The organism is Microbacterium bandirmense (genome assembly GCF_037204185.1).
Classification (GTDB): Bacteria; Actinomycetota; Actinomycetes; order Actinomycetales; family Microbacteriaceae; genus Microbacterium; species Microbacterium bandirmense.
Genome location: NZ_JBBDGM010000011.1, coordinates 75,275 through 99,854, shown reverse-complemented (window position 1 = coordinate 99,854; position 24,580 = coordinate 75,275). Strand labels below are relative to the sequence as shown.

Here is a 24,580-nt window from a genome sequence, read left to right as displayed (position 1 = left end):
TGGATTCACAGCTGCACGGTTGAGGCTGGGACACCTCAAAGGAACACCGGCCCCTGCGGCGCGCCCCAACCCCTCAGACGCGCATAGTCGTCGAGCGCGCGCAGCGCCGCCCACGCCACCACGGCGCTCGATCGGGGGCGCTCCGGCGAGGGTGCGTTCTCGACCACGATCCGCACCTCGCCGAGCTCACCGACCGCATGGATCTCGTGCCGGGTGCGCACCGCCGCCGGATCCGCGACGACCCGCGCGGTCGCGATGTTCCAGGCATCCGCCGCCAGCGCCAATGCGGCCGCGACGTTCGCCGACGATGGGAACCGCTGCGCCACCTCGCCGGCGAGCCCGTCGGCGAGCACCATCTCGGCGCCGCCGGCCTCGAGATCCTCACGCAGTTCCGCCGGCATCCACGACTGCACGAGCGCTGCGGGCTGCTTGCGGCTCTCGATCGACACGGCCTGCAGGGGGCCGGCAGCGCGCAGCGCACGCACCTGGTCGAGACCGCCGATCGCACCGGTGCAGGCGATGAGCCTGCCGCGCCTCGACTCCAGCAGACGCGCGCGCAAGCCGGCATCCGCCAACGCGCCCACCGAGAGCACGATGACATCGACACCGGCATCCAGCAGCTCTGGAACCCGCTCACGAACCGCATCCTGCGTCGCCGCCTCGACCACGACATCGGCCTCGCCGCTGCCCGGCAGCGAGTCGCCGCGCCCGAACGTGCCGATCACCTCATAGGGGCGCTGCCGCTCCACAACCTGCCGAAGCCGCCCGTTGATGTTCCCGCCGCCGAGGAACCCGACCCGCAGATCCGCCATGATTCGACCATAGGCCAGCCCGTTCGCGTGCCACACTGAAGCATCACCGACGAAGGATGCCGCCCATGACCGCACTGCTGTCTGCGAACCTGATCTGGATCCTCTCGACCCTCGCGGTGTTCGCGATCAACATCATCGCGCTCATCTACATCCCACGCGACCGCAAGCCCACCGCCGCGATGTCGTGGCTGCTGCTGATCTTCCTCGTGCCCGTTGTCGGCCTCGCGCTCTACCTGCTGATCGGCAATTTCCGGTTGCCGAAGAAGCGCCGCGGCGAGCGCGCTCGCATCATCGCGGTGCTCGGCGATTCAGCATCCGACCCCCACCCCGACGGGCCGCGCTGGTTCCAGCGGGTGATCGAGCAGAACCACGAGCTGACCGGCATCCCCGCGGTCGACGGCTCGTCGCTCGCCCTCATCGACGACTATCAGGGCTCGATCGACGCGATGGCCGCGGCGATCGACCGGGCCGAGAAGTACGTGCACGTCGCGTTCTACATCACCGCCTGGGACGACACCACCCGCGGCTTCTTCGCCGCGATGGAGCGTGCGGTGCAGCGGGGCGTCACAGTGCGGCTGCTCGCCGACTACATCGCCTCGCGCAAGATCCCGCGCTCCGACGAGACGTTCGCCGAGCTCGACCGGATCGGCGTGACGTGGTCGTGGATGCTGCCGGTGCGACCCTTCAAGGGCGAGTATCAGCGCCCCGACCTGCGCAATCACCGCAAGCTCGTCGTCGTCGACGGCGTCGTCGGATTCGTCGGCTCGCAGAACCTCATCTCGCGCGACTACAACGCCGGGAAGAACATCAAGCGCGGACTCATGTGGCACGAGCTCGTCTCGCGCGTCGAGGGTCCTGCGGTCGCGCAGGTGGATGCTGTCTTCCACGTCGACTGGATGATCGAGACCGGCGAGGATCTCGTGGACGAACGGGTTCGGGCATCCGACATCCCCCGCACCGGCGACCTGCTCTGCCAGCTGGTGCCGAGCGGACCCACGTACGAGACCGAGAACAACCTGCGCCTGTTCCTCTCGCTCATCCACGGCGCGACCGAGCGGGTGATCCTCACCAGCCCCTACTTCGTGCCCGATGAGGCGATGACCTACGCCATCACCACCGCCTGCCAGCGCGGCCTCGACGTGCAGCTGTTCGTCTCGGAGCTCGGCGACCAGGGTCTGGTGTACCACGCACAGCGCTCGTACTACTCGGCGCTGCTGCGCGCTGGCGTGCGGATCTTCCTGTACCCGGCGCCGTACATCCTGCACGCCAAGCACTTCTCGATCGACGACGACATCGCCGTGATCGGCTCGAGCAACATGGACATCCGCTCGTTCAGCCTGAACGCCGAGCTGTCGCTCATGGTGCGCGGCGAATCGTTCGTGACCCAGATGCGCGAGGTCGAGGCGAAGTACCGGGGCCTCAGCCGCGAACTCACCCTCGAGGAGTGGGAGCGCGAGCCCGCGAAGTCGACCTTCCTCGACGGGCTGGCACGGTTGACGTCGGCTCTGAACTGACGGGTCGGATGCCGGTGGCCGTGCGGCTGGTGGCGTCGGATGCCAGTGGTGATGGCGCCGGCCGTGGGGCCGGCGCGCAGCGCCGTAGTGTCGTATTCATGACGATCACCGCAGACCCCGCCGCCGTCGCCACCTATTGGCAGCGCGTCCGCGCCGTGTTGCCCGATCTTCCGTCCGAGGCGCCGGAGGCGTGGGCATTCGGTGCGACGCCCGAGCACGCCGACAGCCTGCTCGAACTCGTCGTCTCGGGTGTGAAGACCGGCACCGCATCGTCGGTGTGGGACTACGAGGCATCCGGCGACCCGATGCCCCAGGTGGGCGAGCTCAGCGTGATCCTCGACGGCCGCGGCGAGCCGCGCGCCGTCATCCGCACCACCGCGCTGCAGATCGTGCCTTTCGACGAGGTCAGCGAAGAGCACGCGCACGCCGAAGGAGAGGGAGACCGCACGCTTGCCGCGTGGCGCGAGATCCACGAGCGGTTCTGGCGGGATCACTCCGAAGACCCGCGCGGCTGGACCCCCGACATGCCGGTGCTCTGCGAACGGTTCACCCTGGTGCATCCGACGCGCGCAGAACATCCGACGCGCGCAGAGAAGGAGCCAAGTGACGGGTCTGGTGCCTGATAACCGTCATCTGGCTCCCCGCGAAGCACGCGAATAGGTCCGCGAAGAGCGCGCTCGCTCAGGCGACCTGGCCCGAGTGCTTGCCCTCGCGGATCTCCTCCACGAGCTTCGCGTTGAACGCGGGAAGGTCGTCGGGCGTGCGGCTCGAGACGAGGCCCTGGTCGACCACGACCTCTTCATCGACCCAGTCGGCACCGGCGTTGCGCAGATCGGTACGCAGGCTCGGATAGCTGGTCATCTTGCGCCCGTCGACGACACCGGCCTCGATGAGGATCCACGCGCCGTGACAGATCACCCCGACCGGTTTGTGCTGCTCGAAGAAGGCCCGCGCGAAGTTCACGGATGCCTCGTCCATGCGCAGGTGGTCGGCGTTCACGACCCCGCCGGGCAGCACGAGAGCGTCGAACTCATCCGCCGAGGCGTCGCCGGCGACCGCGTCGACCGCCTGCACGTGCCCCTTCTTGCCCGTGATCTCACCCGCCGACGGCGCGATCATCGTGATCGTCGCGCCCATCTCGCTCACCGCTCGCCACGGTTCGATCAGTTCGCTGTCTTCGTACCCGTCAGTGGCCAGGAAGGCGACTCTCGTGTTCTCGTCAGTCATCGACTTGTCCTCTCTGTCAGCGGTAGAACACAGTCCACGCTACGAGTTCCCTCGATCGACGCGACCCCCTGGTCAAACGTCTCGCGACGATGTACGGGCAGGGTGCAAGTAGGGAGCTCGCCTATAGAAATACTTGACACCCTGTAGATATTTCTTCACGATGGAGATTGTGGATCTGACATCACCGCTTCGATCACTCATTCCGAGCCTCGACTCGTCCGTTCTTGAGGTCTTGGCTCGAAGTGAACACCCTCAGAGCGCTTCGGCGATCTGGCGGGCCAGTTCTCGCGGAACCCGCGCAGGCCAATTGCCGGTGTTGAACCGGCTCGTCGAGCACGGTATCGTCAGGGCCCTTCCTGCGGCGGTCGGCCACCTGTACGCACTCAACCGCGAGCATCTGCTCGCTGACGCAGTCCTCTCAGCAGCCAGCGCCCGGGGCCGACTCATGCAGCGTCTCGGTGAACACGTGCAGCGGATGAGCCCGCCGCCGATGCATGCATTCGTGTTCGGATCGTTCGCCCGTGGCGTCGCAGACCAGCGAAGCGATATCGACCTCGTGCTGATCGTCGCTCAGGGTGTCGACCCGAGATCCGACGCCTGGGTTGCCCAGATCGACGCTCTCTCTCAGAGCACCGTGCGGTGGACCGGCAACGACCTGCAGCCACTGAGCTACACGGCGAATGCACTTGCAGACCTGATCTCCGCAGATGAACCGATCGTGCAACACTGGCGCGACGATGGCGTGCGACTCGTCGGCGATGAACCCGCCACGCTGCTTGAGAGAGGGTCGATGGGATGACGCCGAAGAAGCTCCCGACCCGCGCCTCCGACATGACTGACGGCCGGGCGCGGCTGCACATCGGGAAGAAATATCTCGAAGTCGCGGATCTGCTCGCAGGAGAGACCGGCGAGGCAATCAACGTCTGCGTGGGAGTGGCGGTCCTCGCTGGCATCGCCGCGGCTGATGCGATCTGCGCTGTCGCGTTGGGCGAGCGCTACAGCGGACCCGACCATAAAGGTGCGGTGACGTTGCTGACACGCGTCGACCATGATCTCGGCAGACGACTGTCGCGCCTGATCGGCCTCAAGTCGGAAAGCCAGTACGGCGCCGGGTTGCTGACAGCGCACGACCGCACGGTGTCACTGCGTGAAGCGACCGCGCTCATCGAAGAGGCCGAACGCCGTCTGATCGGCTGATCCCCTCAGGGTGCCTCCGACCACGACAAATCCACTCAACGAATGCGCAACGACCCCGACTCAAGCGAACAGGTCGTCGAACTCGTCGAGACGGATGCGGGGCGTGCCGCCCGCGGCCGGCACCGACGCGCCGGCCGGTTCGACCACGACCCCGGAAGCCGTGTCGACAGCATCCATCAGCGCCCGCGCCTCGGCCGTGAGGAACCGGCTCGGTTTCGCGACGACGTGCCGTGCGAGGAATGACGTCGGATGCGTGGGCAGCCGCGCCGGCGCGTACACGTCGAGCGTGTCGCGCGCCCTGGTGAGCGCGACGTAGAACAGCCGCTGCTCCTCAACCAGCCCCGCCGGCGTCGACAGCGCCATGTCAGAGGGCATCGCCCCGTCGCAGGACCGGATCACATGCACCGCGCCGAACTCCAGCCCCTTGGCCGAGTGGATGGTCGACAGCGTCACCCAGTCCTCGTCGAGCTCGGGTTTCTTCGCCCAGTCGCCGGCGACGTTCACCGGATCGATCGCCTGCTCGCTGACGAACATCCGCAGGTCCGACTGACGTGCGGCGGACTGGGCGATGCCGTCGACATCGATCGCCCGCCGCTGCCAGTCGGGATAATGCGCCCGCAGCAGCGGGTCCACCGCGCCGCGACATGCCTCCACCACCTCGGGCACGGTGGTCGTGGCATCCACCGCCCCGAGCAGTGACAGCGTCGATGCGAGACCGGTGCGCGCCTTCGCGGGAGCGGCGGCGACAGCATCCGCCGCCCGATCGATGCCGCCGTCGGCGAGGATCCCCGCGAGCGCCCGCGCCGACACCTTGCCGATCGCTCGATGCCTGGTCAGCAGCCGGTACCACGACACCTCGTCGGCGGGGTTGAGCACCACCCGGAAGCTCGCCAGCAGATCGCGCACATGCGAGGTCTCGAGATAGCCGATGCCGCCGAACTTGTGGAACGGGATGCCGCGCACCTTCAGCTCGACCTCGAGCTGCGCGCTGTGCGATCCGGTGCGCATCAGCACCGCCTGCTCGCGCAGCGGCATGCCGTCGACGTGGGCCGCGAGGATGCGATCGGCGACGGTGCGCGCCTCGTCGTCGGCATTGCGGCAGACGACGAGCGAGGGTCGGATGCCCGTGTCCGGCCGGTCCGCCCGAAGCCGCAGCCCGAGCTCGCCGGGACGCACCTCGTTCGCCAGATCGAGGATCGGCTGCGTCGACCGGAAGTTGCGTTCGAGTCGCACGAGCGTGGCATCGGGCAGAGTCTCGGCGAGATCGAGCAGGTGCCCGGCGCTCGCCCCGCGGAACCCGTAGATCGCCTGCGCGTCGTCGCCGACCACGGTGAGCCCCTGCCCGTCGGGGGCGAGGCCGCGCACGATGTCGACCTGCAGGCTGTTGACGTCCTGATACTCGTCGACCAGCACCCAATCCCACCGCGCGCGCATTCGCGCGCCGACGTCGGGATCGCGCACCAGCGCGCGCCACGCGATGAGCAGATCGTCGAAGTCGAGCAGTCCGCGCTCTCGCTTTCGGATGCTGTAGTGCCGCAGCAGCGCGAGCACGGCATCCGCATGCTCGAGCGCCCATGGGAACTGCTCCTCGATCACCTTCCGCGCGGGCGTACCGGTGTTCATCGCCCGCGACCCGATGTCGGCGATCGTGCGCGTGGTCGGCAGGCGCTTCTCGGTGCCGTCGAGCTTGTGCTCGGAACGCAGCAGGTCGAGCAGATCGATAACATCGTCGGGGTCGAGCACCGTGACATCCACGAGCCCGAGATGCTGCGCGTGCTCGACCACGACCCGGTGCGCCACCGCATGGAACGTGCCGCCCGCGATCCGCTGCGCGGCTTGCGCGTCACCGCACAGCGCAGCCGCTCGCGAGATCATCGAGGCCGCCGCGCGTCTCGTGAAGGTCAGCAGCAGCATCCGCTCGGGCACCGCGCCCGCCTCGAGCAGCCGCGCGACCCGCGAGGTGAGCACCCGCGTCTTGCCGGTGCCGGCACCGGCGGCGATCACGAGCGGACCGTCGCCGTGCTCGACGGCCTGCAGCTGGGCCGCGTCGAGTCCGGCGAGCGCATCAGTTCCTGTCACACGGCCGACGGTACTCGCGGGGTCGGACACCCGGCGCGCACGACGTGGCCCGGGGCACACGAACCCCGCTCAGTGCGTCGTCGTCACGCCCAGCGTGTCGTGCACGATCACGGCTGCGACCCGCGCGCCGGCTCCGGCGGCGACCACGAGCTGCTGCGGACCGGGGGCCGCGATGTCGCCGGCCGCGTACAACCCCGGCCGGCTGGTGCGCCCCGAGCGGTCGACGATCAGGTGTCCGGCCTCATCGGCATCCGGCATCACCTCGCGCAGATAGCCGAGCTCGGCATCCCATTGCGGCTGCACGAATCCTCCGTCGATCGCGTGCTCACCGCCGTCGGCGACGCGGATGCCCGTGATCACGCCCCGCTCACCGGCCAGCTCCACGATCGGCGAGCGCTCGACGGCGATCCCCTGCGCGATCAGCTCGGCCTCCTCCGCGGGTCCGATCGCCACCGACCCGTGCGTGAACACGGTCAGCTCAGACGTCCAGCGCGAGATCAGCCGCGCCCGCGCGACGAGGTCGGCGCTTTCGCCGATCAGGGCCAATCGCTTCTCGCGCAGGTCCCACGCATCGCAGGCGACGCAGCTGAACAGGCTCACACCGTAGAACCCGCGCAGGTTCGGCACGTCTGGCAGCTGCTCGCGCAGTCCGGTCGCCAGCAGCACGGCCCGCGCGCGCACGCTCTCGGTCGGCTCGCGGCGACCGACCTCGGCGCGAAAGCCTTCCTCGGCGCGGAACCCGCCACCGGCTCCGTGATCCCGCAGACCGACCGGCCCGATGTCGAACACCCGCTGCCGGGTGCGGATCTCGACGTTCGGATAGCCGGCGAGCTCCTCGCGCGCGAGCCGCCGCAGCTCGTGCGGCGAGACGCCGTCGCGGGTGAGGAACCCGTGAGACACCAGCGTGGCCGCGTTGCGGGGGCGGTCGGCGTCGATCAGCAGCACGCGCATCAGCGCCCGCCCGAGGTTCAGCGCCGCCGACAGCCCGGCCGGCCCGCCGCCGACGATCAGCACGTCGTACTCGGGCACGCCGTCCCCACTCTCAGTCATGCTCGCCCTCCTGCGGCGGCAGCGCCGCCACCAGCGGGTGGTCGAACGCGTAGGCGCCGACCTTCGCGGCACCGCCCGGCGAGCCGATCTCATCGAAGAAGTCGACGTTGGCGGTGTAGTAGTCGGCCCATTCGTCGGGCAGATCGTCCTCGTAGTAGATCGCCTCGACCGGGCAGACCGGCTCGCAGGCGCCACAGTCGACGCACTCGTCGGGGTGGATGTACAGCGACCTCTCCCCCTCGTAGATGCAGTCCACCGGGCACTCGTCGATGCACGCGCGGTCCTTCACATCCACGCACGGCAGCGCGATCACGTAGGTCATCGCACCAGCGCCCCGTCGCGCGACACCGCCACCTGCTCCTCGCGCGGCACGACCTTGACGCGCTCGCGGGTGTGCACGTGCGACTCGCCGAGCGCCCGCTCATGGGCATCCAGCGCCAGCCAGCCGTCCCACGTCGTGTACTCGGTCTCGCGCTCGTCGAGCAGGTCGAGCACATCGTCGCCCACGCCGGGTGCGCGCAGCGCGCCGACCTCAGCATCCGCGACGAGATTGGTGATCGTCTCGAGGGCATCCGACTTGGTGTGCCCGATCAGGCCCACCGGGCCGCGCTTGATCCACCCGGTCGCGTACAGTCCTGCCTCGCCGACGACGCGACCGGCCTCGTTCGGCACCACGCCGCGCGCCTCGTCGAACGGCGCGCCGACCACGCGCGTGCCGTAGTAGCCGACCGCCCGGTAGACCGCCTGCACGTCGTACTCGCGGAACTCGCCGGTGCGCTCGAGGGCGCCGCCTGCGCCGGCGCGGGTGCGCTCGAATCGGATGCCCGACACCCGGCCCTCGCCTTCGATCGCCACGGGGGCGTGCCAGAAGTGCAGGTGCAGGCGGCGCGATGCCGTGCCGGTCGGCCGCGCACGCCAGGTGTTCAGGGTGCGCAGCATGACCTTCAGCTGGTTGTTGGGGGCGTCGGCCGGGTCGACCCCTTCGAAGTCCTCGTCGTACAGCACGATGTCGACGTCGGGCACCTCGCCCAGTTCGCGCAGCTCGATCGGGGTGAACTTGATGCCTGCCGGGCCGCGGCGCCCGAACACGTGCACGTCGGTGACGGCCGAAGCCTCGAGCCCGGCGAGCACGTTGTCGGGTACCTCGGTGCTGCGCAGATCCTCGGCGTGCTTGGCGAGCACCCGGGCCACATCGAGGGCAACGTTGCCGTTGCCGATGACGGCCACCGAACTCGCCTCCAGCGGCCAGGTGCGTGCGACGTCGGGATGCCCGTCGAACCATGCCACGAAGTCAGCGGCCCCGTACGAGCCGGGCAGGTCGACACCGGGTACGTCGAGTGCGGCGTCGCGGATCGCCCCGGTGGCGAGGATGACGGCGTGGTAGCGCTCGCGCAGTTCGTCGAGCGCGATGTCGCGGCCGACCTCGACGTTGCCGATGAAGCGGATCGTGCGGCGGTCCTGGGTCGCTGAGCCTGTCGAAGCGTCCGGGAACGCATCCAGCATCTCGTGCAGCGAGTTGACGATCCCCTTGATGCGGGGGTGGTCGGGGGCGACGCCGTACCGGATCAGACCGTACGGTGCGGGCAGCGACTCGAACAGGTCGATCTCGACGCTCTCGATCGGGCCCTGCGCCGCCCGCACGGCGTCGACGGCGGTGGTCAGCAGGTTGCCGGCGTAGATGCCGGCGGGACCGGCGCCGACGATCGCGACGCGCAGGGTCAGAGGAGTGGAGGTCATGATGGTGGCTTTCTGGAGGGGGTTCAGCGGGAAGCAGTCGTGAGCGCGCTCTCGACGGCCGAGGCGAGGGTGGTGTCGACGGCCAGTCCGGCGTCGAGTGCGTCGGCCCAGCGTGGTCGCGGCCGCGCCGGATCGGATGCCCGCGGCGCGGGTTCCGTCTGCACGGGTTCCGTCCGCACGGCAGGAGCCAGGTGCGCGGCATGCGGGCTCAGTCGCACGACCTCGCCGATGACGATCACGGCGGGCGAGCGCACCTGCCGCTGCGCCGCGAGAGGCGCGATCGTGCCGAGGGTGCCGATGGTGACCCGCTCCCGCTCGCCGTAGCCGTCTTCGACGATGGCGACGGGGCAATCGGCTCCGCGGGTGCCGGCGGCCAGCACGTGGGCGGAGTGCCCCAGGGTGCCGACGCCCATCAGCAGCACGAGGGTGTGATCACCCGACGACCGGGTCAGCGGTCCGTGCGGCTCGAGCTGATCGTGCCCGCTGACCACGGTGAACGACGCCGCCACACCTCGGTGGGTGAGGGGGATGCCCGCGACCGCCGGCACCGAGACGGTGCTGCTGATGCCGGGCACCACCTCGACCGGAACACCGGCGGCCTCGCAGTGCAGCTGCTCCTCCCGGCCGCGGCCGAACACGAACGGATCGCCGCCCTTGAGCCTGACCACGTGCTCGCCGCGGGCGGCGCGCTGCACGAGCAGCTCGTTGATGCCGTCCTGCGGAACCCGGTGGTGGCCGGGCAGCTTGCCGACGTCGATGACCTCGGCGGTGAGCACGATGCCGTCGTCGGCCAGCTGGGCGAGCACCTGCCGGGCGCCCAGGCGGTCGGCGACGATGACATCGGCCTGCTGCAGCGCCCGCAGACCGCGCACGGTGAGCAGTCCGGCATCGCCGGGGCCGGCTCCGACGAGTGTGACGCGTCCGGTCATCGGGCACCTCCGAGGATGAGGCCCCGGCCGCGCAGCATCCGCCGCTCGAGGGGACCGAAGATCACGAGTTCGATCAGGATGCCGATGCCCAGGATCAGGATGATCGTGCCGAGCACGGCGGCGAGGTCGGCGAGTTCGCGGGACTGGTCGAGCATCGAGCCGAGCCCGAAGCCGATCGATCCGCCGGTCGCGATGATCTCGGCGGCCATCAGCGACCGCCACGAGAACGCCCACCCCTGCTTGAGACCCGCGACATAGCCGGGCAGCGATGCCGGCAGTGCGACCTGGGTGGCGAGCTGCCAGCGCGTGGCGCCGAGCACCGTGCCCACGCGGCGCAGCTGCGGGGGCACCTGGTCGATGCCGGAGAGCAGCCCGTTCACGATCGACGGGATGGCCCCCATCAGGATCACGAAGTACACGGTGGCATCCGACAGGCCGAACCAGATGATCGCCGCGGGCACCCAGGCCACCGAGGGCAGCACCTGCAGTCCCGAGATCAGCGGACCCGCGGCGCGGCGCAGCGGTCTGACCTCTGCCAGCAGCAGGCCGAGCGGGGTGCCGACGATGATCGCGATGAGGAAGCCGATCACGCCGCGTTCGAGGCTGGTCGCGATGGCCTCCTGCAGCCGACCCGAGGCCCAGGCGTCGCCGAGCGCGCCCAGGACCTGTGCCGGGCTCGGGGCCCGGTCTGGCCTCGGGTTCGCGACCACGACGTACAGCTGCCAGACCGCGAGCAGTGCGGCCAGCAGGATGATCGGGGGCAGCACCTTGGCGAGCACCTCGCGCACGGGCGAGCGGCGAGTGACGTCGTCGGACTGAAGGCGGTCCAGTCCCGCGGAGAGCGTGTCGAGCTCATCCTTCTCGAGGGTGTCAGCGGGCATTGCGGGCGATCTCCTTCCGCAGCTCGGCCGTGATCTCGGTGGCGAGGGCCGCGACCTCGGGCGACTCGATGCGGCGCCCCGTGGTGTTGCGGACATGCCACTCCCCCGCGATGCGACCGGGACGGCTGGAGAGCAGGATGACCCGCTGTCCGAGCCTGGCGGCCTCGCGCACGTTGTGCGTGACGAACACGATCGTGCGTCCGGTGGCGCGCCAGACCCGCTCCAGCTCCTCGTGCAGCAGGTCGCGCGTGATGGCATCCAGCGCCGCGAACGGCTCGTCCATCAGCAGCACAGGACGATCCTGCGCGAGCGCTCTGGCGAGCGCGACGCGCTGCCGCATGCCGCCGGAGAGCTCGTGCGGACGCCGCTCCCCCGCCTCGGCGAGGTTCACGATGCCCAATAGACGCTGCGCCTCGTCACGGCGCTGCGCACGGGGCATCCCGCGCAGCCGCAGCGCCAGCTCGACGTTCTTGCGGGCGCTGAGCCAGGGCATCAGCGCGGCCTCTTGGAACATCACGGCGGCACCCTTCGCCTCGGCGAGTTCGACCACGCCGGAGCTGACCGGCTCGAGCCCGGCGATGAGGTTCAGCAGCGTGGATTTGCCGCAGCCCGACGCGCCCAGCAGGCACACGAACTCGCCCGGTGCGATGTCGAGCGAGATGTCGTCGAGCACCACGGGGCCCCTGCCGTACCGCTTCGTGACGCGCGAGAGGCGCACCGAAGGTGCGGAGACGGGGCCCGCCTCCGCCAGCGGGGTCACCCCGTCGAAGCTCGGCGAGATCCGGAGGGTGGATGCCGCAGCATCCGCCCTCTCGGCCTGCAGCACCGCCTTGGCTGTGTTCGCGGCCATCATTCCTCCCCGAGTCCGGCAGCCGAGACCGGGGCGTCGCCGGCGCTCTCGAGCAGCTCGTTGAGCGTCCGCAGATCGAACAGGCCATCGATCGAGCCGTCCTTCTGCGTGCCGGCGGCCACCCCGTTCGCGACGAGCTGCTCGACGGTCTCCGCGTGCGGGTCGACGGTGAACGTCACGTTCTGCAGCGCCCGCGCGAGCACTTCCTCGGTGAGGCCCTGGCCTGTGGCATCCGCCAGCGCGTCGTTGATCACGGTCGGCGCCTGCGCGGCGTTGTCGTCGAGCCAGCGCACCGCGGAGATGTGGCCCTCGAGCAGTTCGCCGACGGCGTCCGGATGCTGCTCGGCGAAGTCCTTGCGCACGAGCAGCACCGTGGTCGGGAAGTTCCCGTCCTTCCAGAGGTCCTTCTCGTCGACGAGCACCTTCGCGCCGGCGTCGACCACCAGCCGCGACACCCACGGCTCGGGCAGCCAGGCTCCGTCGACCTTGCCGTCGCGGAACAGGGTCAGCGTCTGCGCGTTCTCGGTCGGGGTGACGTTCACGTCACCCCCGCCCGAAATCGACGTCGTGAAACCCTCGTCGGCGAGCCAGCTGCGCAGCGCGACGTCCTGCGTGTTGCCGAGCTGCGGCGTCGCGATGGTCGCGCCCTTCAGGTCGTCAACGGTCGAGATCCCGTCGCCCACGACGAGGGCCGCCCCGCCCGAGGTCGCCCCGGCGATGACGCGCGCCGACTGACCACCCGACTGGATGAACGTGTTGATGGCGGGGTTCGGGCCGATGTAGGCCGCGTCGATGGCGCCCGCCGAGAGCGCCTCGATGGCCGCGGGTCCGGCGTTGAACACCTCGGTCTTGAGCGTCACATCCCCCAGAGCGTCTTGGAACAGCCCCTCCGAGACGCCGACCAGCGCGGGTGCATGGGTGACGTTCGCGAAGTAGCCCAGACGCAGTTCGTCGAGGTCGCCGCCGGCCTGATCAGCGGATGCCGAGGCGCAGCCCGCGAGCATCATCGCGGCCAGTCCCAGAGCGGTCAGAGCGGTGGTCGTACGAGCAGTCTTCACGGTTTCGCCTCCTCAGCGGTCGGTGGTGCGGGTTCGGTTACAGGGTTCGGTGACGGCGGTCAGTCGACGACGGTGGCGGCGGCGAGCGTCGCACCGTCGACGGGATGGATGAGCACGAGTGAGCCGCCGTCACGGCTCACCGCGTACGACTCGAGCGGCAGCTCGCCGGCGAAGCGCAGCCGCACCCGTCCGATCTCGTTGACTGCGATCGACTCGGCGTCGAGGTGCGCCAGCGTCTCGAGGTCGCGGCGGTCGATGACCTCGGCGATCAGCGCCTGCACGGTGGCGGTGCCGTGCTTGACGAGCACCTTCGCCCCGGCGACGATCTCGCGCGGATCGAGCTGGAACAGCTCCACGACCGACTCACGGGTGCCCGACGGTGCAGTGCCCGCCGTGGCGATGAGCGCCCCGCGGGCAGCATCCACCTCATCGGCGAGCGTCACCGCGACCGACTCGGGAGCGGTGGCGACGTCGACCTCCACCCCCGCCGAGAGGATACCCGTGATCGTCGTCTCGTGCCCGCCGGGGAACACGCTGACGCGGTCGCCGACGCGCACCTCCCCCGAGGAGATGCGCCCGGCGAAGCCGCGGAAATCGCGGTACCGCTCGGCGTCTTCGATATCGGGGCGCAGCCCGCCCTGCGGGCGCAGCACCAGCTGCACCGGAAGACGGAAATCGGATGCCCGGTGCTCGACCTCGGCGGTGCTCGGCAGCGACTCGAGCAGCTGCAGCAGGGTGGCGCCGTCGTACCAAGGGGTGCGCTCGGAGCGGTCGACGATGTTGTCGCCCTCCAGCGCCGAGACCGGGAGCACATGGATGCCCCGCAGCCCGAGCTGCTCGGCGACCCGCTCGGCCTCGAGTTCGATCTCGACGAAGCGATCCTCGTCGAAGTCGACCAGGTCGATCTTGTTCACCGCGATGATCACGTGCGGCACCCGCAGCAGCGAGACCACGGCGAGGTGACGACGGGTCTGCTCGACCACGCCCTTGCGTGCATCGACCAGCACGACCACGGCATCGGCGGTCGCCGAACCGGTGACCATGTTGCGGGTGTACTGCACGTGACCGGGGCAGTCGGCCAGGATGAAGCTGCGGCGGCCGGTCGAGAAGTACCGGTACGCGACGTCGATCGTGATGCCCTGCTCGCGCTCGGCCCGCAGACCGTCGGTCAGCAGCGCGAAGTCGAAGTCACCGTGCGCGAAACCGCGCTGCCTCGAGGTAGCGGCGACCTGCTCGAGCTGATCGGCGAGGATCGCCTTCGCATCGTGCAGCAGGCGCCCCACCAGCGTCGACTTGCCATCGTCGACCGATCCGGCCGTGGCGAAGCGGAACAGCCCAATACCGGTCGTTGAGCGAGGGAGCGGAGCGACCGGGATGGATGTGTCGGTGGTCATCAGAAGTATCCGTTCTTCTTGCGGTCCTCCATGGCGGCCTCGCTGATGCGGTCATCAGCCCTGGTGGCACCGCGCTCGGTGAGGGTCGAGCGAGCAACCTCCGCCACGACGGACGCGGTGTCGGCAGCATCCGATTCCACCGCCCCGGTGCAGCTCATGTCGCCGACGGTGCGGTAGCGCACCGTGCGACGCTCGACCTGCTCGCCGGCGCGCGGCTGCGAGAACTCGCCCACCCCGCGCCACATGCCGTCGCGCCGGAACACGTCCCGCTCGTGCGCGAAGTACAGCGGCGGCAGCGGGATGCCCTCGCGCTCGATGTAGCTCCACACGTCGAGCTCCGTCCAGTTCGAGATCGGGAACGCCCGCACGTGCTGGCCGGGCAGGTGGCGCCCGTTGTACAGGCTCCACAGCTCAGGGCGCTGATTGCGGGGATCCCACTGCCCGAACTCGTCGCGCAGCGAGATGATGCGCTCCTTGGCACGGGCTTTGTCCTCATCGCGGCGGGCGCCGCCGAAGACGGCGTCGTGGCGTCCATCGGCGATCGCGTCGAGCAGCGGCTGGGTCTGCAGCGGGTTGCGGGTGCCGTCGGGGCGCTCGGCGAGGCGGCCGTCGTCGATGTAGTCCTGCACGCGTGCGACCTCCAGCGTGAGTCCCAGGCGCTCGACGGTCTCGTCGCGGAACGCCAGCACCTCGGGGAAGTTGTGCCCGGTGTCGACGTGCAGCACCGGGAACGGCACCCGACCGGGCGCGAACGCCCTGGCCGCCAGGTGCAGCACGAGCACCGAGTCCTTGCCGCCCGAGAACAGCAGCACCGGACGCTCGAACTCGGCCACCACCTCGCGGATGATGTGGATCGCCTCGGCCTCGAGCACGTCGAGGGCGCCCTGACTGGGGCGTTTCGTCTCGTCGCTGCGCGGTTCCTGAGCGAGCGAAGCGAGTCGAAGTGACGAAGCGCGCTCGGAGGAGGAGAAGGTGGTGGTGCTCATGTGTGCAGTCCGCATTCTGTCTTCGCCTGGCCGGCCCAGCGGCCGGATCGGGGGTCTTCGCCGGGGGCGACCGGTCTGGTGCACGGCTGGCATCCGATCGACGGGTAGCCGAAGTCAGTCAGCAGGTTGACCGGGGCATGGTGCTCGGCCGCATACGCGAAGACCTGGTCGAGGCTCCACGCCGCGACCGGGTTCACCTTGACCAGGCCGTTGCGCTCGTCGAACGTGACCAGCGGCGTGTTCGTGCGTGTGGGCGCCTCGTCGCGGCGCACCCCGGTGAACCACACCTCGTATCCGCCGAGCGCCTCCTGCAGCGGTGCCACCTTGCGGCGGGCGCAGCACAGTGCGGCATCGCGCTCGAACAGTCGCGCACCGAATGCCGCATCCTGCTCGGCGACGGTCTGCTCGGGCGTCACGTCCACGACGCGCACATCGAGTGCGCGGGCGACCTCGTCGCGGGTGGCGTAGGTCTCGGTGAAGTGGTAGCCGGTGTCCAGGAACAGCACGTCCACACCGGGCAGCTGCTCGGCGACGAGGTGCGGCAATGCAGCATCCGCCATCGAGCACGCCACGGCGGCGGCATCCGCCCCGAAGTTGCGCGCGACCCACGCGACGACCTCGGCGGCCGACGCCTCGTCGTCGGTGAGGCTGCCGAGCTCGGCGTCGCCCCGTGCGGCGAGCGCCGCGAGCTCGTCGCGGGTGCGCTTGGCCTGCAGCCGGGGTGCGAGGCTGACGCTCATGACGCGGCCTCCCCGGTCTCGCCCCGGAGAGCTTCCTCATCGGCTCGGTGCGCCCAGTGCGCGAACGTCTCGCCCGAGTCGCGGTCGGCGAGGTAGCGGCGGATGACGCGCTCCGCGTAGTCGGCGATGCCGTCGGCGGGCACCTTCAGCCCGCGCACCGTGCGACCCAGCCCCGCCTCGGGGCGTCCCTCGGTGGCCAGTCCCCCGCCGAGGTGCACCTGGTAGCCGGGGACCTGCTCGCCGTCGATCGTGACCAGCTGTCCCTTCAGTCCGATGTCGGCGGTCTGGATGCGGGCGCACGAGTTCGGGCATCCGTTCACGTGCAGGGTGATCGTCTGGCCGATCTCCGGCTCGAGGGCGCCGAGGCGCTCTTCGAGCTGCTCGATCGCGTGGGCCGCATTGACCTTGGTCTCGACGATCGCGAGCTTGCAGAACTCGATGCCGGTGCAGGCCATCGTGCCCCGGCGGAACAGGCTGGGGCGGGAGGGCAATCCCAATTCGTCGAGGCCCGCGACGACGTTCTGCACGCGATCCTCGGGGATGTCGAGGATGAGGATCTTCTGGAACACCGTCGGGCGGATGCGTGTGGAGCCGTTCACCTCGGCGAGGTCGGCCAGGCGGGTGAGCGTGGTGCCCGCGAGGCGTCCGACCGTGGTGGACGCGCCGATGTAGAACCGGCCGTCCTTCTGCCGGTGCACTCCGACGTGGTCGGGCGACCCGACCGGGTCGGCCGGTGCCGGGCCGTCGGGCAGCGGCTCGTCGAGATACTCGGTCTCGAGCACCTCACGCAGCTTCTCGGCACCCCAGTCGGCGAGCAGGAACTTCATGCGGGCCTTGTTGCGCAGCCGGCGGTAGCCGTAGTCGCGGAAGACGCCGGTGACGCCCTCCCACACCTCGGCGACGCGGTCGGGGGTCACGAAAGCGCCCAGGCGCTCGCCCAGACGCGGCACGGCGGCGAGCGCACCGCCCACCCACAGGTCGTAGCCGATGCCCAGTTCGGGGTGCTCGACGGCGACGAACGAGCAGTCGTTGATCTCGTGCACGACGTCGAGGCTCGGATGCCCGGTGATGGCGGTCTTGTACTTGCGCGGCAGGTTCGCGTACGAGGGGTCGCCGATGTACCGGTCGATGATCTCGCGCAACTGCGGGGTCGGGTCGATGAGCTCGTCCTCTGCGACGCCGGCGACCGCCGACCCGAGGAAGGTGCGCGGCACGTCGCCGCAGGCCTCGGTGGTCTGCAGTCCGACGGCCTCGAGGCGACGCCAGATCTCGGGCACGTCCTCGATGCGGATCCAGTGCAGCTGCACGTTCTGCCGGTCGGTGATGTCGGCGATGTCGCGGCCGAACTCGGTGGAGATGCCGCCGATCACCCGCAGTTGCTCGGTGGTGAGCTGGCCGCCGTCGATGCGCACCCGCAGCATGAAGTACTGGTCCTCGAGCTCGTGCGGCTCGAGCTGTGCGGTGCGCCCGCCGTCGATGCCGGGCTTTCGCTGGGTGTACAGCCCCCACCAGCGGAACCGGCCGTGCAGGTCGGTCGGGTCGATCGAGGCGAACCCGCCCTGGGCGTAGACGGTCTCGATGCGCTCGCGGACGTTCAGTCCGCCGTCGGCGAGTTTGAACTCCTCGTTGGCGTTGAGCGGCTCGGTGCCGTCGACGGCCCACTGGCCGTGGGGCTTCGACGGGGTTCGTGCTGTGCGCGTTCGTGCACCGCGAACGGGGGCCTGCTGTTCGACAGTCATGATCTCGCTCTCGTGCCGGATGCGGCGGGGATCGCCACGAAAGGAAACGCTAGATAGTCGGACGGCGTCTGAAAACCCTCCGGCGACTTATGACGTCAAGAGTCGTCACGGCAGGTCACGCGGAGAAAGAATTCCCACCGGCGACCCTCCGCGTGCTATTCGCGTGCGCGGTTGAACTGTGCGGCCGCGGCGTTGAAACGCTGCAGCACGAGCTCGGTGAGCTCAGCCGGGGTCGCGTCGCCGTCGAGCAGCGGAAGGGCGATCGGATGCCCGTGCGCGCGCCGCACCGCGAGGTCGAAGAAGTACCCGCGGGCGAGCAGATACGTCGCCACGACGGCATCCGGATGCTGCCGCAGCAGCTCGCCGAGCTCGGGCGCGCGGGCGGCCAGGTAGCCGAGCCGCACGGGCCGGCCGAGCCGGGCGGTGAGCTGCTCCGCCATCCCCTCGGCATCGACCGCCGAGCGGTCGTCGCGCGACCCTGCGACGGCGAGCACGACCGGCTGCTCCGCCGATCCCATGGACGGGCGCGCGGATGCCAGCCGCCGGGCGAGCACCTCGGCCAGCCGGGGGTCGGGCCCGAGCGGATCGGCCACGACGGCATCCGATCTGTGCGCGACGGCTCCGTGCAGGTCGTGGAACACATGGAATCCGCTCGACAGCAGCAGCGGCACGACCACGACCGGGCCGTCGATCGTGGCGAGCACGGTGTCGACGTCGGGCTGCTGCACGTCGACGAACGCCTCGTGCACGGTCAGCTGCGGGGAGGCGGCCCGCACGGCCTCGACGAGGGCGTGCACATCGGCCGCGCCGGCGGTGTCTGAGGTGCCGTGCGAGACAGCGAGAAGGGTGGGTGAGGGCATCCACACACACTAATGCGGGTGCGGTGCTGCGGACGCGGTGGTAGCCGGCGGCCGGCGTCACCTGCCCGGATCAGGACATCACCCCCACATCAGGAGAAAATCACAGAAATCGGCCTGCTCCCAGGCAGTTCACCTGATCTCGGGCGCCGGGTGGCCCGGCGGGCTCAGGCAGCCCGGTTCTCGAGCGCCTTCGCGATGCGCAGGATCGCCTCGCGCATGATCGGCCGGGGTGTGGCGAACACGAATCGCGTGTACCCGACGGCTGCCTGACCGCACGCTGCGCCGTCGGTCATGGCCACCCCCGCGTGCTCGCGGAACCACTCGCCGAGGTCACCGGTCAGCCCGGTCTCGCGGAAGTCGAGCAGCGCGATGTAGGTGCCCTCCGGCACCGTCACCCTCACACCGGGCAGGTGCTCGGCCACCAGCGCGGCCAGCTCGCGCCGGTTGCCGTCGAGGTACTCGGTCACCCCGTTCAGCCACTCCTCGCCGCCCGTGTACGCCGCCAGCTGCGCGATCACGCCGATCGTCGCCGTGCCGTGTCCGGCCCACCCGCCGTCGGCGTCCCAGGCGGCGCGGCTGTCGTCGTTCGACAGGATCAGCTGGGCGCACTTGAAGCCGGCCAGGTTCCACGCCTTCGACGCCGACGTCGCCGTGATGGTGTGGCCGGCGGCAGCATCCGACACCGTCGCGTACGGGATGTGCGCGGCTGGTGCGTACACGAGCGGGGCGTGGATCTCATCCGAGAAGACGTGGCCACCGGCATCCGACACCGTCTTCTCGATCGCGAGCAGCTCGTCGCGCGTCGCGACCGTGCCCAGCGGGTTGTGCGGGTTGCACAGCACGAGCAGCTCGCCACCCTCGTCGAAGGCCTTCGCGACAGCATCCAGGTCCATCGTCCAGCGTCCGTCGATCTCGATGCTGGGCACCTCGATCACGCGTCGACCGAGACGCAGCGGCACGTCGAGGAACGGCATGTACGCGGGGGTCGGCACGATCACCGCGGCGCCCGGCGAGGTGTACGCGGTGATCGCGAACTCGTAGGCGACGATCACGTCCGACACCAGGCGCACGTCGCCGGCCGGCACGTCCCACCCGTAGTGCTCGGCGTACCAGCGGGCGGTCGCCTGCTGCAGCGCCTCGCTGGTGGGCTTCGGCAGGTAGCCGGTGAAGCCGCTCGTCATGGCGTCGCCGACGGCCTGGGCGATCGCCGGCGCGACCCCGAAGTCCATCTCGGCGATGAACATGCCGATCGTGCCGGGGAACCGGGTCCACTTCACGCTGCCCACATCGCGCAGGTCGGCTTCGGTGATGGCGTCGTACAGGTGGGCCGCTTCAGCGATGCTCATCCCTCCATTCTGCTGTGTTGCGGGCGACGCGGCACGCCGCCCGCAACACGCAGGAACAGGGATGCCGTCAGCGCTTGCGGCGCGTCAGGATGACGATCAGCACGACCACGCCGGCCAGCACGACCACGCCCAGGCCGATCAGCAGCGGCCACGGAGCCCCATCGGCAGGCGCCGAGATCGGCGTCACGGTCGGCTCAGGCGTCTCGGTCTCGACAGGCGCGATGGTCTGCTCGGCAGTCGGTGTCGGCTCCACCGCAGGCGCGTCGGCAGCCGCGAGCGAGAACGAGTACTCGCCCGAAGTCGGATGCCCGTCGCTCGAGACGACCTTCCAGGTCACCAGGTAGCTGCCGTTGGGCATGCCGGGCTCGAGCGGCACGGTGACGGTGTCGGCGACGACCTCGGGGGCACCGGCCACCCAGTCCTCGCCGGAGGCGTCTTCGACGATCATCGCGGTGCCGGAGTTCTCCTCGAGCGCGAGCAGCTCGTTCGAGAACGTCAGCGTGATCTGCTCGGGCACGGTGGTGACCTGCTCGTCGGCGGCCGGCGAGCTCGAGATGAGCTCGTCGTGCGCGGAGGCCGGCGCTGCGACGGCGAGACCGGCGACGACGGCCACGGCCGCGGCGGCCAGGGCGGTACGGAATCGGAACATGGAAAGCCTCTCTTCGGGTGCCGCGGGCTGCGGCGTCTGCATCTGTGCGGGCGAGTGCGCCCGGGTTCACGCGACTCCGGGATGATCCCGGCGTCGCGGCGGATCAGATCAGACGCAGCGGAGGCCCGCGCCGACGCAGCGCGGTGAGGTGGCGGGGGCGCGGCCGGGGCGCGTCGACAGCGACCCAGCGCCGCCGCGTCGGCGCGGCGGGGCGCACGAGAGCGGTGACGACGACGGCTCGCCGCAGCCAGGCGGCGACATCGGATGCTGCAGCCAGCAGGGCACGCAGGATGCGCTCACCACGGTGCAGGGCGATCACGGTGAGCACCGCGGCGACACCGTGGGCGACCCACATGCCGGCGCTCTCGGGGATCAGCACCACGCCGCCGTCGGACAGCACCGGCAGAGCGCCGTGCACGTGCGGGGCGAAGCCACCCCGCGGGGTGATGCCACCCAGCACGAACAGCATGTGGAACAGCCCCTGCGAGAACGTGACGGCGATGCTGAGGCGCAGGACCGAGAGCCGGCGCCCGGCCAGCAGGGTGCTGATCATCAGCGAGAGCAGCCACGGCACGATCACGCCCAGCATCCCGGGCATCGCGCCGTCGACCACCGCATGCGACATCAGCGCGACGAACGTCGCGAACGTGGCGCCGACGAACCCACGCAGCAGCGGGATTCTCCGGGAGGGGCGCACCCGCCCATCCTCTCACGTGCGGCCGGATCGGCCGCTGCGATCATTCCGCCGGCGGCGAGCAGATCGCGGCGTCGGCGATGCTCTGACCGTACTGCTCCGCCGTGAACGGCAGGCCGAACTCGGGAGCGGTCTGCCCCTCGGCGGCCGGTGCCTTCGAGGCGATCGCGGCGAGCTGCCACGCGAGGTAGGCGGCGATCGAGCCGCCCGCCGAGGAGTTGTTCAGGGTCACCGCGACCGTGAACCCGGTGGCCGGGTCGGAATAGGCGGCCGTCGCGTAGCCGGGAACCCAGCCCTGCTGCCCGATCATCGAACCCACCATCAGCGCGCCGCCGGTGGCCTGGTACCAGCTCGGCGCCTTCGACGACGTCGGCAGCGGCTCTGCGAAGCGTGCCGGCTCGGCACCCTCGGCCCGCAGAGCCTGACGCGCCTCGGCCTGCACGTAGCGGCCGAGGTCGGTGATGTTCGAGGTGACGCCCGAGTCGGTGAAGCCGATGCTCGAGGAGCTCTTGGTGATGTCGATCGGGGCCGCGCAGTCGTAGCCGCCGCCTTCGGCGGGCGGCAGGTAGTTGCCGTCCAGCGACGGACCGGGCTTGGGTGCGGCGGCCACCGGAGACGGCAATGAGGTGGATGCCAGTCCCAAAGGCGTCGTGACGTACTCGTCGATCAGCTCGGCGGCGGTCTTGCCCGACACCCGCTCCAGGGCGAGACCGAGCAGGATGTACCCGGCGTCGGAGTCGCGGTACGCGGTGTGCGCGGCCGTGCGGGAGACACCGAGGCCGTAGCTGGCCAGGCGCAGCGGAGCCCACTCCCGCGCGGGCGTCTTCAGCCAGAAAGGCTTCGCCTTCGCCTCGGACGAGCCGACGCCGCTGGTGCCGTTGCACAGGTCGAGCAGGGTGATGTCCTCGAGGTCGGCGACGCCCGACACGTGCTGGGTCACCGGTGCTTCGAGTTCGACCTCGCCGGCGTCGGCCATGCCGTACAGCACGTCGCAGGTCATCAGGCGGGTGACATCCGCAATGCGGAACGTCATGTCCTTGGTCACCTTGGCGCTTTCGCCGCCGCTCTGCGTGCCGACGCCCGTGACCCATTGCCCGCTCCACGGCACCCAGACACCGACGATCGCACCGGTCGCACCGGTCGTGACCATCGCCCTGTCGACGGCCGACTGCAGCTGAGCGGTGACGTCCTCGGGCAGAGCCGCGTCGACCTGCTCCGGTGGCGTGTAGGTGAACTCGGGCGTCGATCCGGAGCATCCGGTGAGGGCCAGGGCGAGCGCGAGTGCGCCTCCCACGACAGCGCGCACGCGGCGCGACGAACGTACTTGCATGAAGACTCTCCCGGGGCTGGACTCTCCGAGTCTAGAGGCCGATACCTGAAAGGCCGCCAGTGTCGGGCATCCGCTCAGCCGCCAACCTTCTCGGCCTGCCTGGCCTCCCACGCCTCGCGCATGAACCGCCGCACATCCTCATCGACGCGGATGTCGCTGGGGCGCAGCGGCCGCGAGAGGTACAGTCCGTCGAGCGCCGTCAGGCGCGACAGGGCGACGTAGGTCTGACCAGGGGCGAACGCCCCCGAGCCGAGGTCGACGATCGCCCGGTCGTAGGTCTTGCCCTGCGACTTGTGGATCGTCACCGCCCACGCCAGCCGCAGCGGGAACTGCGTGAACTCGGCGGCCACCTCGCGCGTCAGCGTCTTCGTGCCCGGGTTGTACGCGTAGCGGAACCTCTCCCACACCGCGGGCTCGACGTCGAACTCCTCACCGTCGACATCGACGCGCACGGTGCCGCCGAGAATGCGGGTCACCGTGCCGATCGAACCGTTCACCCACCGCGGCGGCTCGCCCTGCATCGCCGTGTCATTGCGCAGGAACATCACCTGCGCGCCGACCTTGAGCTTCAGCTCGGCGTCGGCCGGATAGTTCGCCTCGCCGCGCCCGAAGTCGCCGCTGACCTCGGCGTGCGCGGTCTGCTCGCGACCGGGGAGGGCCGCGAGGTGTCGCTTGTTGATGCCGTTGACGATGTCGTTGCGGGTGGCCAGGGTGATGATCGGCACCTCGCCCGGCTCGGGCTCCGGTGGGGTCCTCGCCCCCTGCGCGTTCAGCGTGCCGGCGATCTCGGCCGTCACCCGGCCGTACCGCACCGCGTTCAGCATCGCCTTGAAGCCGTCGTCGGACTGCCGGTGGATGTGCACGAGCTCATGCACGTGCAGCTTCGCGCCGTGGGTGCCCAGGTCGAGCATGGCCCCCTGCTGTTGGGTCCCTGAGCCTGTCGAAGGGAGGCCCCCGGTCCACACCTTCGCGTCGAAGAACCAGAACGAGCGGTAATGATCTTGGATGTACCGCAGCTCATCGCCACGCGGCGGCACCGGCGCCAGCTGGTACGGATCGCCGAACATCACCACCTGCACCCCGCCGAAGGGGATGCCGCGTTTGCCCCTGGCCTGACGCAGCGACCGGTCGATGGCATCCATCAGGTCGGCGTTGACCATCGAGATCTCGTCGATCACGAGCGTCTCGATCGCATTGAGGATGCGCCGGGTGGCATCGCTCTGATCGATCTCGCTCTCGGCGATCAGGCCGATCGGCAGCCGGAACAGCGAGTGGATCGTCTGTCCCTCGACGTTCAGTGCCGCGACGCCGGTCGGGGCGCAGATCGCGATCTGCTTCTTCGTGTTCCAGGCGAAGTACTGCAGCAGCGTCGACTTGCCGGTACCGGCGCGGCCGGTGACGAAGACGTGCTCGTCGGTGTCTTCGATCAGCCGGAACAGCTGCTGCTGCTCATCGGAGAGGGCGGGCGCGGACACCCACCCATGCTAGTTCGAGGTCGGCCCGCGTCG

The 24,580-nt window shown here is 70.0% G+C and carries 24 protein-coding genes; 4 read left to right on the top strand and 20 right to left on the bottom strand.

All coding sequences use genetic code 11. The annotated features are described in order from the left end of the window. Positions 1-35: 35 nt before the first annotated feature. Positions 36-812 carry an aspartate dehydrogenase domain-containing protein gene (locus tag WDU99_RS13095; RefSeq protein ID WP_337332897.1) on the bottom strand — a complete coding sequence of 259 codons (777 nt, stop codon included), beginning with the start codon at positions 810-812 and terminating at the stop codon, positions 36-38. Between the two features lie 65 nt (positions 813-877). Between WDU99_RS13095 and cls the strand changes: the two genes are divergently transcribed. Then, entirely contained in the window at positions 878-2,326 is a 1,449-nt protein-coding gene (gene cls / locus WDU99_RS13090; RefSeq protein ID WP_337332896.1) for a cardiolipin synthase, read from the top strand. A 98-nt stretch (positions 2,327-2,424) separates the two neighbouring features. Then, positions 2,425-2,949, top strand: a complete 525-nt coding sequence (locus tag WDU99_RS13085; RefSeq protein ID WP_337332895.1) for an ASCH domain-containing protein — start codon at positions 2,425-2,427, stop codon at positions 2,947-2,949. 58 nt (positions 2,950-3,007) lie between these two features. On the opposite strand, the gene WDU99_RS13080 is transcribed toward WDU99_RS13085, so the two are convergent. Further along, entirely contained in the window at positions 3,008-3,553 is a 546-nt protein-coding gene (locus WDU99_RS13080; RefSeq protein WP_337332894.1) for a type 1 glutamine amidotransferase domain-containing protein, read from the bottom strand. Positions 3,554-3,722: 169 nt separating this feature from the next. Between WDU99_RS13080 and WDU99_RS13075 the strand changes: the two genes are divergently transcribed. Together WDU99_RS13075 and WDU99_RS13070 are read left to right on the top strand one after the other, a co-directional pair. Then, positions 3,723-4,352: a nucleotidyltransferase domain-containing protein gene (locus tag WDU99_RS13075; protein ID WP_337332893.1), complete on the top strand. Its 630-nt coding sequence runs from the start codon at positions 3,723-3,725 to the stop codon at positions 4,350-4,352. Continuing rightward, positions 4,349-4,750 (top strand): hypothetical protein, encoded by a 402-nt coding sequence (locus WDU99_RS13070; RefSeq protein ID WP_337332892.1) that lies wholly within the window; start codon positions 4,349-4,351, stop codon positions 4,748-4,750. The genes WDU99_RS13075 and WDU99_RS13070 overlap by 4 nt, the downstream gene beginning before the upstream one ends. A 60-nt stretch (positions 4,751-4,810) precedes the next feature. Here WDU99_RS13070 and WDU99_RS13065 read toward each other — a convergent pair whose 3' ends face one another. From WDU99_RS13065 to WDU99_RS12980, 18 genes are all read right to left on the bottom strand, one after another. Beyond that, positions 4,811-6,829, bottom strand: coding sequence for an ATP-dependent helicase (locus WDU99_RS13065; RefSeq protein WP_337332891.1), 2,019 nt, complete (start codon positions 6,827-6,829; stop codon positions 4,811-4,813). A 69-nt stretch (positions 6,830-6,898) separates the two neighbouring features. Next, positions 6,899-7,879, bottom strand: a complete 981-nt coding sequence (locus WDU99_RS13060; RefSeq protein WP_337332890.1) for an NAD(P)/FAD-dependent oxidoreductase — start codon at positions 7,877-7,879, stop codon at positions 6,899-6,901. Further along, positions 7,872-8,201, bottom strand: coding sequence for a ferredoxin (gene fdxA / locus WDU99_RS13055; protein ID WP_337332889.1), 330 nt, complete (start codon positions 8,199-8,201; stop codon positions 7,872-7,874). Before fdxA ends, WDU99_RS13060 begins: the two co-directional genes overlap by 8 nt. Next, positions 8,198-9,616, bottom strand: a complete 1,419-nt coding sequence (locus WDU99_RS13050) for an FAD-dependent oxidoreductase (protein WP_337332888.1) — start codon at positions 9,614-9,616, stop codon at positions 8,198-8,200. The genes fdxA and WDU99_RS13050 overlap by 4 nt, the downstream gene beginning before the upstream one ends. Before the next feature lie 23 nt (positions 9,617-9,639). Further along, entirely contained in the window at positions 9,640-10,545 is a 906-nt protein-coding gene (gene cobA, locus WDU99_RS13045) for a uroporphyrinogen-III C-methyltransferase (protein ID WP_337332887.1), read from the bottom strand. Then, positions 10,542-11,426 carry an ABC transporter permease gene (locus WDU99_RS13040; RefSeq protein WP_337332886.1) on the bottom strand — a complete coding sequence of 295 codons (885 nt, stop codon included), beginning with the start codon at positions 11,424-11,426 and terminating at the stop codon, positions 10,542-10,544. The genes cobA and WDU99_RS13040 overlap by 4 nt, the downstream gene beginning before the upstream one ends. After that, the gene (locus WDU99_RS13035) at positions 11,416-12,276 is read right to left on the bottom strand and encodes an ABC transporter ATP-binding protein (RefSeq protein WP_337332885.1); all 861 of its coding nucleotides are present in this window, start codon (positions 12,274-12,276) and stop codon (positions 11,416-11,418) included. The genes WDU99_RS13040 and WDU99_RS13035 overlap by 11 nt, the downstream gene beginning before the upstream one ends. Next, a complete protein-coding gene (locus WDU99_RS13030) occupies positions 12,276-13,334 on the bottom strand; it encodes an ABC transporter substrate-binding protein (RefSeq protein WP_337332884.1) in 1,059 nt (352 codons plus the stop codon). The genes WDU99_RS13035 and WDU99_RS13030 overlap by 1 nt, the downstream gene beginning before the upstream one ends. Before the next feature lie 59 nt (positions 13,335-13,393). Continuing rightward, positions 13,394-14,728: a sulfate adenylyltransferase subunit 1 gene (locus WDU99_RS13025; RefSeq protein WP_337332883.1), complete on the bottom strand. Its 1,335-nt coding sequence runs from the start codon at positions 14,726-14,728 to the stop codon at positions 13,394-13,396. Then, a complete protein-coding gene (gene cysD / locus WDU99_RS13020) occupies positions 14,728-15,714 on the bottom strand; it encodes a sulfate adenylyltransferase subunit CysD (RefSeq protein WP_337332882.1) in 987 nt (328 codons plus the stop codon). The genes WDU99_RS13025 and cysD overlap by 1 nt, the downstream gene beginning before the upstream one ends. After that, entirely contained in the window at positions 15,711-16,454 is a 744-nt protein-coding gene (locus tag WDU99_RS13015; protein WP_337332881.1) for a phosphoadenylyl-sulfate reductase, read from the bottom strand. Before WDU99_RS13015 ends, cysD begins: the two co-directional genes overlap by 4 nt. Then, positions 16,451-18,193, bottom strand: coding sequence for a nitrite/sulfite reductase (locus WDU99_RS13010; protein ID WP_337332880.1), 1,743 nt, complete (start codon positions 18,191-18,193; stop codon positions 16,451-16,453). Before WDU99_RS13010 ends, WDU99_RS13015 begins: the two co-directional genes overlap by 4 nt. A 155-nt stretch (positions 18,194-18,348) precedes the next feature. Continuing rightward, positions 18,349-19,053 (bottom strand): sirohydrochlorin chelatase, encoded by a 705-nt coding sequence (locus tag WDU99_RS13005; RefSeq protein ID WP_337332879.1) that lies wholly within the window; start codon positions 19,051-19,053, stop codon positions 18,349-18,351. Between the two features lie 164 nt (positions 19,054-19,217). Beyond that, positions 19,218-20,399, bottom strand: a complete 1,182-nt coding sequence (locus tag WDU99_RS13000; RefSeq protein ID WP_337332878.1) for a MalY/PatB family protein — start codon at positions 20,397-20,399, stop codon at positions 19,218-19,220. A 67-nt stretch (positions 20,400-20,466) separates the two neighbouring features. Further along, the gene (locus WDU99_RS12995) at positions 20,467-21,048 is read right to left on the bottom strand and encodes a copper resistance CopC family protein (protein ID WP_337332877.1); all 582 of its coding nucleotides are present in this window, start codon (positions 21,046-21,048) and stop codon (positions 20,467-20,469) included. 103 nt (positions 21,049-21,151) lie between these two features. Next, positions 21,152-21,745, bottom strand: coding sequence for a hypothetical protein (locus tag WDU99_RS12990; RefSeq protein ID WP_337332876.1), 594 nt, complete (start codon positions 21,743-21,745; stop codon positions 21,152-21,154). A 40-nt stretch (positions 21,746-21,785) separates the two neighbouring features. After that, positions 21,786-23,072 (bottom strand): serine hydrolase domain-containing protein, encoded by a 1,287-nt coding sequence (locus WDU99_RS12985; RefSeq protein WP_337332875.1) that lies wholly within the window; start codon positions 23,070-23,072, stop codon positions 21,786-21,788. A gap of 74 nt (positions 23,073-23,146) precedes the next feature. Further along, positions 23,147-24,547, bottom strand: a complete 1,401-nt coding sequence (locus WDU99_RS12980; protein ID WP_337332874.1) for an ATP-dependent DNA helicase — start codon at positions 24,545-24,547, stop codon at positions 23,147-23,149. Between the last annotated feature and the right edge of the window lie 33 nt (positions 24,548-24,580).